The organism is Rhodoferax sp. (assembly GCF_011391645.1).
Taxonomy (GTDB): Bacteria; Pseudomonadota; Gammaproteobacteria; order Burkholderiales; family Burkholderiaceae_C; genus Rhodoferax.
Window position 1 is genome coordinate 1 of sequence record NZ_JAABQC010000116.1, and the last position, 7,760, is coordinate 7,760.

Annotated in this window: 12 protein-coding genes; 4 read left to right on the plus strand and 8 right to left on the minus strand. The window is 59.5% G+C overall.

Annotation, left to right across the window (positions count from 1 at the left end):
* Positions 1–7 precede the first annotated feature (7 nt).
* From GPS82_RS12410 to GPS82_RS12425, 4 genes are all read left to right on the plus strand, one after another.
* Positions 8–169, plus strand: a complete 162-nt coding sequence (locus GPS82_RS12410; RefSeq protein WP_363717575.1) for an aldehyde ferredoxin oxidoreductase C-terminal domain-containing protein — start codon at positions 8–10, stop codon at positions 167–169.
* A 140-nt stretch (positions 170–309) separates the two neighbouring features.
* On the plus strand, positions 310–1,605 hold the full coding sequence (locus GPS82_RS12415; protein ID WP_296495179.1) for an FAD-dependent oxidoreductase: 1,296 nt from the start codon (positions 310–312) through the stop codon (positions 1,603–1,605).
* A gap of 10 nt (positions 1,606–1,615) precedes the next feature.
* Positions 1,616–1,870, plus strand: coding sequence for a MoaD/ThiS family protein (locus GPS82_RS12420; RefSeq protein WP_296495181.1), 255 nt, complete (start codon positions 1,616–1,618; stop codon positions 1,868–1,870).
* A 13-nt stretch (positions 1,871–1,883) separates the two neighbouring features.
* Positions 1,884–2,183: a hypothetical protein gene (locus GPS82_RS12425; RefSeq protein ID WP_296495183.1), complete on the plus strand. Its 300-nt coding sequence runs from the start codon at positions 1,884–1,886 to the stop codon at positions 2,181–2,183.
* 31 nt (positions 2,184–2,214) lie between these two features.
* Here GPS82_RS12425 and crcB read toward each other — a convergent pair whose 3' ends face one another.
* From crcB to GPS82_RS12465, 8 genes are all read right to left on the minus strand, one after another.
* Positions 2,215–2,598 carry a fluoride efflux transporter CrcB gene (gene crcB, locus GPS82_RS12430; RefSeq protein WP_296495185.1) on the minus strand — a complete coding sequence of 128 codons (384 nt, stop codon included), beginning with the start codon at positions 2,596–2,598 and terminating at the stop codon, positions 2,215–2,217.
* Between the two features lie 83 nt (positions 2,599–2,681).
* Complete coding sequence (locus GPS82_RS12435) at positions 2,682–3,035, minus strand: helix-hairpin-helix domain-containing protein (protein WP_296495187.1); 354 nt, start codon at positions 3,033–3,035, stop codon at positions 2,682–2,684.
* Between the two features lie 144 nt (positions 3,036–3,179).
* Positions 3,180–4,199 carry an ADP-glyceromanno-heptose 6-epimerase gene (rfaD, locus tag GPS82_RS12440; protein WP_296495189.1) on the minus strand — a complete coding sequence of 340 codons (1,020 nt, stop codon included), beginning with the start codon at positions 4,197–4,199 and terminating at the stop codon, positions 3,180–3,182.
* Positions 4,196–5,125, minus strand: a complete 930-nt coding sequence (gene rfaE1, locus GPS82_RS12445) for a D-glycero-beta-D-manno-heptose-7-phosphate kinase (RefSeq protein WP_296495190.1) — start codon at positions 5,123–5,125, stop codon at positions 4,196–4,198. Before rfaE1 ends, rfaD begins: the two co-directional genes overlap by 4 nt.
* Positions 5,122–6,279 (minus strand): lipopolysaccharide assembly protein LapB, encoded by a 1,158-nt coding sequence (gene lapB, locus GPS82_RS12450; RefSeq protein WP_296495192.1) that lies wholly within the window; start codon positions 6,277–6,279, stop codon positions 5,122–5,124. Before lapB ends, rfaE1 begins: the two co-directional genes overlap by 4 nt.
* The gene (locus tag GPS82_RS12455; RefSeq protein WP_296495194.1) at positions 6,269–6,577 is read right to left on the minus strand and encodes a LapA family protein; all 309 of its coding nucleotides are present in this window, start codon (positions 6,575–6,577) and stop codon (positions 6,269–6,271) included. Before GPS82_RS12455 ends, lapB begins: the two co-directional genes overlap by 11 nt.
* A 69-nt stretch (positions 6,578–6,646) precedes the next feature.
* On the minus strand, positions 6,647–6,952 hold the full coding sequence (locus GPS82_RS12460; protein ID WP_296495195.1) for an integration host factor subunit beta: 306 nt from the start codon (positions 6,950–6,952) through the stop codon (positions 6,647–6,649).
* A gap of 112 nt (positions 6,953–7,064) precedes the next feature.
* Positions 7,065–7,760, minus strand: a 696-nt coding sequence (locus tag GPS82_RS12465) for a S1 RNA-binding domain-containing protein (RefSeq protein WP_296495198.1), incomplete at its 5' end; no start/stop codon positions are given.

Below are 7,760 nucleotides of genomic sequence, written 5' to 3' on the forward strand. Positions count from 1 at the left end.
TGACAGCCTGCCGGCCCGGCTGACCACAGCCGCGGAGGCTTGCAAGACCGGACCGGCCAAGGGCAAGTTCAACGAGCTCGCCACCATGCTGCCGCTGTACTACGAAGCCCGAGGCTGGGACCCTGAGGGTCGTCCGACCGCCGCCACCAAAGAACGCCTGAGTCTGTAAAGTCCGCTTCACCGTCATTGCGAGGAGCGCAGCGACGCGGCAATTCAGAAAGTCATGGATTGCCGCGCTTCGCTCGCAATGACCAAGCGGAGTCATAAACAAGCGGCGTCAACAGCCGCTTTTTTTCTGGAGAAATCATCATGACCCACCACGTCATCCTGGGTGCCGGTCCAGCCGGTGTCATCGCGGCTGAAACCATTCGCAAATTGGCCCCGCAGGACAGCATCACGATCATTGGCGATGAGCCCGAGCCAGCCTACTCGCGCATGGCCATTCCCTACCTGTTGATGGGCAACATCGACGAGGCAGGCACCTATCTGCGCAAAAGCCCGACGCACTTTGACGACTTGAAAATTAAAGTGCGTGTGGCGCATGTGCAGCATGTGCAGGCAGCCACCAAAACGGTGGTGCTCGACGGTGGTGAAAGCATCCGTTTTGACACCTTGCTGGTGGCCACCGGTTCGCGCCCGGTGACGCCGCCCATTCCCGGCATCAAGTCTGAAGGGGTGCACCGTTGCTGGACGCTGGCTGACGCGCGTGCCATTGCCACGTTGGCCCAGCCTGGTGCCCGCGTGCTGCAACTTGGGGCCGGCTTTATTGGCTGCATCATCATGGAAGCGCTGGCGGCGCGCGGCGTGAAATTGAGTGTGGTCGAGATGGGCGACCGCATGGTGCCGCGCATGATGGGCCCCACCGCCGGTGGCATGATCCGCGACTGGTGTGAAACCAAGGGGGTGGAAGTGTTTACCAGCACCAAGGTCGAGTCGATTGAGCCCGGTAAGCCGCTCACCGTCAGGCTCTCCAACGGCACAACCATGCAGGCCGACCTGGTCATCAGCGCCGCCGGGGTGCGCCCGGCCATTGGCTACCTGGAAAATTCGGGCATCACCTGTCTGCTGGGCGTGCTGACCGACGAACACCTGCAATCCAACGTGCCCGGTATTTATGCCGCCGGCGACTGCGCTGAAGCGCTGGACAAAGTGTCAGGCAAGATGATTGTGAGCGCCATTCAGCCCAATGCCGCCGAACAGGCGCGTATTGCCGCCATCAACATGGTCGCGCATGCGCGTGGGCGGGTGCCCCGGGCCAACCTGAAAGGGGTGACACAAATCAACGTGCTCGACACCCTGGGGCTGATATCTGCCAGTTTCGGCGACTGGCAGGGAGTGCCCGGCGGCCAGCATGTGGAACTCACAGACAAACCCTCTGGACGCCATTTGAGCCTGCAATTCAAGGACGACGTGCTGGTGGGCTGCAACAGCGTGGGCTGGACCGAGCATGTGGGCGTGATGCGCGGCCTGGTCGAGGGCCAGATCAAATTGGGCGACTGGGCGAACACCCTGATGCAGGATCCGACCCGGCTGATGGAAGCCTACCTGGCCGCAGCGCAGGGGCAAAGCGATTGGACGGGTGCAGCGGACGAGCGCAGGCGCTAAAGTTGCGGGCATGAAGATCACCCTGAAACTTTTCGCGTCACTGACCGACTACCTGCCACCCGAGTCCAAGTACACCAACATTGTGGCCCTGGACATTGCCCCCGAAACCACCATCGGCCAGTTGGTGGAGCAGCACCGTTTGCCGGAAAAACTGGTGCATCTGGTGCTGATCAACGGCAGTTACGTAGCACCCGAAAAACGCCCGACGCAGACGCTGGCCGAGGGCGATGTGCTGGCCATCTGGCCGCCGATTGCCGGCGGTTGAAGTCCAGCAAAAAATGCAGGACTTTTATGCGGAACGCTTCGAGCGCGAGATGGGCTGCACCGAGGCTGAGTGGCTGATGTGGCTGCCCCGCGCCATTGGTGAGCACCACTGGAAGCAGCAGGCGGGCAGCGCCGGTGTGCGCATTGGTGATGGCGCGTTGGGCCTGAAGTGGCAGGCAGACGCACCGCGCGTGATTGGCCTGATCAGCATTCCGGTGCTCAAGGTTAGCTTTCGCTTTGCCGGGCTCGACGACCAGCAACGCTACGCGTTCATGAAACGGTTCGATTTGTACATGCAGCGTGGCGGCGGCTAGTCGCACCTGAAAAGACTTCTGTCCGGTCTGGTCAAGCCGACGATGTGACGAAAAAAGTGACCGTCTTGATGCCGGCCAGCGTGAGCAACAGCGAGCCGAACAAGTGCATTGCGGCCGTGCCAAAACCCAGCAAGTAGCGCTGCTGCCCAAGCATGCCGACCACCTCGGCTGAAAAGCTGGAAAAAGTGGTGAGTGCACCCAGAAAACCCGTGATGATGGCCAGGCGCCAGGTCGGGTCAAGATGCGGCAAGGCCTGAAACACAGCCACTGCCACCCCAACCAGGTAGCCACCTATCAGGTTGGCTGCAAGCGTCCCCATTGGAATCATCGCGCCGGGGCTAAGCCACAAGCCCAAGCCCCAACGCATTAACGCGCCCGCGCAGGCACCGACACAAATTGCAAAGACAGACATCATGAGGGCACCATCATACTGACATCAGCGGATTCGCCCACAAAAAAGCCCGCGGCAGCGGGCTTTTGAAACATGCATCGATGGCACTATTTCTTGGGTGCGCTGGCAGCTGGTGCCGGTGTGGCAGACTTGGCCTCGACCTTTTTGGCTTCTTTCTTGGCCGTGGGCGCGGCGGCCTTGAAGGCTTCACCGTTGACGGTCATGCCCTCGGCTGAGAATTTTGCAGCATTGCTTTCTCCGACTCCGCTGACACGCTCAATAAAGTCCGGCCAGCTCTTGAAGTTGCCCTTTTTTCGCTCATCAAGAATTTTGCTGGAAGTGCCTGGACCAATGCCTTTGATGCTGTCGAGGTCTGCGGCGGTGGCCTTGTTGACGTCAACAGCGGCAAAACAAGTGGTGGCGAACAAAAGGGCCGTGATGGCCAAAAATTTCTTAAACATGTACTGACTCCCTGTGAATTGAAAGAAATGACAACCTTGTCGATGTCCGACCCGGTAGCGCCGATCACCGACCCAATCAGTGTAGGCGTCCGGGGCTTGACAATGGGAGATCAAATTTTCAAGTGTGTGTTAAACACGTCAGTTTCAGGCTCGCTGTGCCAGCCACCGGATGTAGCTGGCGACACCTGTTTGCACGTCGGCAAACTGATGGTTGCAACCTGTTGCACGCAGGGCGCTTAAATCAGCCTGGGTGTAGCACTGGTATTTGCCTCGCAGGGCATCGGGAAAGGCAACATATTCAAGAAAGCCCTGTTCGCACAGGTGATCGAGTGACAGCGCGGCTTGTCCATCGGTCTGTCGCATCGCATTCACCACTGAACTGGCAATGTCGTTGAAGGGCTGGGCACGACCGCTTCCGAGGTTGAAAATACCTGAGATTTCGGGGTGGTCAAAGAACCACAGGTTGACGGCGACCACGTCGTCAATGAAGACAAAGTCGCGCATTTGCGAGCCCGGTGCATAGCCACCATATTCCCCAAAGAGCTTGACCTTGCCCTGGCTCTTGAACTGGTTGAATTGGTGGAAGGCAACGCTGGCCATGCGCCCCTTGTGCTGTTCGCGCGGGCCATAGACATTGAAGTAGCGAAAGCCGACGACTTGCCGGGTAACTCCGCTCAGGGCGTTCTCAAAGGCAGGCCCGCACTCAATGCGCATGCGCTGGTCAAACAGCAACTTGGAGTAGCCGTAAACGTTGAGTGGCTGCTCGAACGCGGGCGCCTCACGGAAGGTGTCTGAGCCGCCGTAGGTGGCCGCGCTGGAGGCGTAGAGCAGGCGGGCGCCCCGTTTTTGGCAGCTCCGGTACAACTGAACCGAAGTTGCATAGTTGTTTTGCATCATGTACTTGCCGTTGCTTTCCATGGTGTCGCTGCAGGCGCCTTCGTGAAAAACGGCTTCCACCTTGCCGAAGGCGTCGGCTTCAAACGCGTTGTAGAAGACTTCCGCATCCACGTAGTCGGCAATTTGAAGGTCTGCCAGATTGCGAAACTTGTCGCCCTGGGTCAGGTCATCAACCGCAATGATGTCAGTCAACCCCCGGTCGTTGAGGCCTTTGATCAGGTTCGAACCAATAAAACCGGCAGCTCCGGTGACCACGATACGTGTCATGTGAACAACTCCTCATAAGAAACGGTGGCCGTCCCAAACTTGCCCACCACCAGGCCACCGGACCGGTTGGCCCATGGCAAGGCCTCACGCAGGCTCATGCCTGCTGCCACCAGCGCAGCCAGTGTTGCAATCACGGTATCGCCGGCTCCGGTCACGTCAAACACCTCTCGCGCCTGCGCCCTGACATCCATGCCTCCCTGGGCATCAAACAGCGTCATGCCTTCCTCGCTGCGCGTCAGCAGCACTGCCTGCAGTCCGAGTTGCTGGCGTAAATTCTGCACCTTGGTCTGCAAGTCGGACTCGTCCTGCCAGCCGCCAATGACCTGCTGCAATTCGACCCGGTTGGGCGTGATCACGGTGGCGTGTTGGTAACGCGAATAATCCGAACCCTTGGGGTCGATCAGGATCGGTTTGCCGGCTTCGACAGCACGTCCAATCATGTCGCTCACATGCGCCAGGCCACCCTTGCCGTAGTCAGAAAAAAGCACCGCCTGATGGCTGGGCAAGAGTTCCAGAAAAGTGGCCGATTGCGACGCCAGCACCTCGCTTTTTGGGGTGTTTTCAAAGTCCATCCGCAGCAATTGTTGCTGGCGGCCAATCACCCGCAGCTTGACCGTGGTCTTGAGCTGCGCATCGCGGCCAAAATGCGTCTGGATGCCGGTGTTGGCTACCAGCCGCTCAAGTCTGTGGCTGGCTTCGTCCTCGCCCACCACGGTGAGCAAGGAGGCCTGGGCTCCGAGCGTGACCACATTGAAGGCCACGTTGGCAGCGCCACCGTTGCGCTCCTCCTCGCGCGTGATGCGCACCACCGGAACCGGGGCTTCCGGGCTGATGCGGTCCACGGCGCCGTACCAGTAACGGTCCAGCATCACGTCACCCACCACCAACACACGGGCTTCACTCAAACGTTCTTTTGAAATGGTCATAGTTCTTCAATCCGCCGTGCCGGATAACTGTCCCAAGTCTGGCAGCCCGGGCATTGCCAAAAATGCTGCATGGCTTCAAAGCCGCAGGCTGCGCAGCGGTAGCGCAGCAGCGGCTTGATGGCATGGTCCAGGGCGCGTTGCACCTGGGGGTGAAATTGTTCGTGTTCCAGTTTTTCACCCGCAATCCAGCGCGCCGCGGCCACCAGGGAGGGTTCTTTCGCGAGATGATGGGCATACCAGTCGCGCGCGCTGCCCGATCCGCCCGGGTCTGCCTGGGAGAGGCTGACAATGGCCTCTAGCACGTCCAGTGAGGCCTGCTCTGTATAGAGCTGCTGCAGTCGCGCCAGTGTGGCTGCGCCGTGACCCGAGCGCTGAGCCAGTTCAGCCAGCGGTTTTGCGATCAGGGGGATCGCAGTAGGTGCACAGTCGAGGGCCTGCATCAGGGTCTGCCAGGCTTCGGTGACCTGCCCCTGTTGTGCCTGCAGTTTTGCCATATCAAGGCGCGCCCGCGCCGCCTCAGGCGCTTTGCCGATAGCGCGCTGCAACAGTTGCTGCGCGGCTTCAAGTTGTCCCTGAGCCGCCTGACTGGCGGCCTGCTCGCAAAAATAGTGGGCCAGTCGCGTGGAAAAGCTGCCTTGACCGGCATGCTCCAGCTTTTCTGCCATCTGGGCGGCCTGCGGCCAGTCGCGACTGCGTTCGTAGTTGGCCAGCAAAGCCAGACGGGCCTGGGCTTCAAAGGAGGTGCCCTCGAGTTTGAGCAAGGCGGTCTCGGCGTGGTCCAGCAGCCCGGCTTTAAGGTAGTCCAGCGCCAGCGCATGCTGGGCCCGGTGCCGATCCGCCTGGCTGATGTCAGCGCGTGACAGCAGGTGTTCATGGACACGCACCGCCCGCTCATATTCTCCGCGCCGGCGAAACAGGTTGCCCAGGGCAAAATGCAGTTCCGAGGTGTCAGGGTCGTTTTGCACCGCCTCAATGAAGGCGTCAATGGCCTGGTCCTGTTGCTCATTGAGCAAATAATTGAGGCCTTTGAAATAGGCTTTGGGCGCCTGACGGTTCTCAAACCGGATCTGGCGCAAGTCCAGACGCGATGCCACCCAGCCCAGCATGAAAGCCAGCGGCAGGCCCAACAAGACCCAACTCAAATCAAATTCCATCGGCGTACGCTGGCGTCACGGCTGGCGCCTGTGCTGGCGCTGCAGGCTCGGCAGGGGTTTTCTCGGCTTCCTGATTGACGCGCCGGTGTCTCCACCACCAGGGAGCCATGCCCAAAACGCCGACCACCACGCCGATGGAAAAAGCGCCAAGCACCACCAGCACCATGGGCGCGAGCCATTTGCTGCCAAAGAAAAAATGCACAGTTGTGACTTGCTGATTGTTCAGCGCGAAGGCAAACAGTGTAAAAAAAATGGCTGCCTTGAGGATCAACCTTAGCAACCACAGGATTTTTTTCATCGATGATTCCCAGTGTTGGGAAGATTCTACCGTTTGCAGCGGCCGCGGAACGCGCCGGGCGCCGAGCCATCAGGCTGCTGGCAATATGTCGTGGGTGCGCTGGTCAACAGCCTGGCGCAGCGCTTTGCCGGGCTTGAAGTGGGGCACCTGTTTTTCAGGAATTGCCACACTTTCGCCACTGCGCGGGTTGCGTCCCATGCGTGGCGGACGGTAGTTGACAGAAAAACTGCCAAAACCCCTGATTTCAATGCGATGTCCGCGCGCCAATGCGTCGTTCATGGCTTCCAGGATCGCCTTGACCGCAAACTCGGCATCGCGCTGGGTGATCTGGCCAAATTTGGCGGCAAGTTCTTCAACGAGGTCGGAGCGGGTCATAAAACCAATACCTTTGCGGGACAGACTTTTGGCTCTGTCCCCAACTTATTAGGAAGAAAAAAACGACCGGTGCACGGGCAACCGGTCGTCAGTTCAGGTGCTCAATAACGGATTAGTTATTGTTGTCAAGCTTGGCGCGCAGCAAAGCGCCCAGGCTGGTGGTGCCAGCGTTTTCACGGGCTGACTGTTGGCTGAGCGAGGCCATGGCTTCGTTCTGGTCAGCAGCATCCTTGGCCTTGATCGACAACTGGATGTTGCGGGTCTTGCGATCCACATTGACCACCACAGCGTTGACTTCGTCGCCTTCCTTGAGCACGTTGCGCGCGTCTTCAACGCGGTCACGGCTGATTTCGGAGGCGCGCAGGTAACCAATGATGTCGTCGCCCAGATCGATCTCGGCACCCTTGGCATCCACGGTCTTGACCTTGCCGGTGACCACAGAACCCTTGTCGTTGATCGAAGAGAAGGTGGTGAAGGGGTCGGAGTCGAGTTGTTTGATGCCCAGCGAAATGCGTTCGCGGTCGACGTCAACGGCCAACACCAGCGCTTCCACTTCCTGGCCCTTTTTGTATTCGCGCACGGCGGCTTCGCCGGGCTCGTTCCAGGACAGGTCAGACAAATGCACCAGGCCGTCGATGCCGGCAGCCAGACCCACAAACACGCCGAAGTCGGTGATGGACTTGATCGGGCCCTTGACGCGGTCGCCGCGCTTGGTGTTTTGGGCAAATTCTTGCCAAGGGTTGGCCTTGCACTGCTTCATGCCCAAGGAGATGCGGCGTTTGTCTTCGTCGATTTCCAGAACCATGAC

What these genes read in the sequence shown, in the direction of transcription:
- GPS82_RS12425 (WP_296495183.1), top strand. Translation starts at nt 1,884, where the DNA reads ATGCAGGACTTTTATGCGGAACGCTTCGAGCGCGAGATGGGCTGCACC.
- GPS82_RS12420 (WP_296495181.1), top strand. Translation starts at nt 1,616, where the DNA reads ATGAAGATCACCCTGAAACTTTTCGCGTCACTGACCGACTACCTGCCA.
- GPS82_RS12435 (WP_296495187.1), bottom strand. Translation starts at nt 3,035, where the DNA reads ATGTTTAAGAAATTTTTGGCCATCACGGCCCTTTTGTTCGCCACCACT.
- crcB (WP_296495185.1), bottom strand. Translation starts at nt 2,598, where the DNA reads ATGATGTCTGTCTTTGCAATTTGTGTCGGTGCCTGCGCGGGCGCGTTA.
- GPS82_RS12460 (WP_296495195.1), bottom strand. Translation starts at nt 6,952, where the DNA reads ATGACCCGCTCCGACCTCGTTGAAGAACTTGCCGCCAAATTTGGCCAG.
- GPS82_RS12415 (WP_296495179.1), top strand. Translation starts at nt 310, where the DNA reads ATGACCCACCACGTCATCCTGGGTGCCGGTCCAGCCGGTGTCATCGCG.
- lapB (WP_296495192.1), bottom strand. Translation starts at nt 6,279, where the DNA reads ATGGAATTTGATTTGAGTTGGGTCTTGTTGGGCCTGCCGCTGGCTTTC.
- rfaE1 (WP_296495190.1), bottom strand. Translation starts at nt 5,125, where the DNA reads ATGACCATTTCAAAAGAACGTTTGAGTGAAGCCCGTGTGTTGGTGGTG.
- rfaD (WP_296495189.1), bottom strand. Translation starts at nt 4,199, where the DNA reads ATGACACGTATCGTGGTCACCGGAGCTGCCGGTTTTATTGGTTCGAAC.
- GPS82_RS12455 (WP_296495194.1), bottom strand. Translation starts at nt 6,577, where the DNA reads ATGAAAAAAATCCTGTGGTTGCTAAGGTTGATCCTCAAGGCAGCCATT.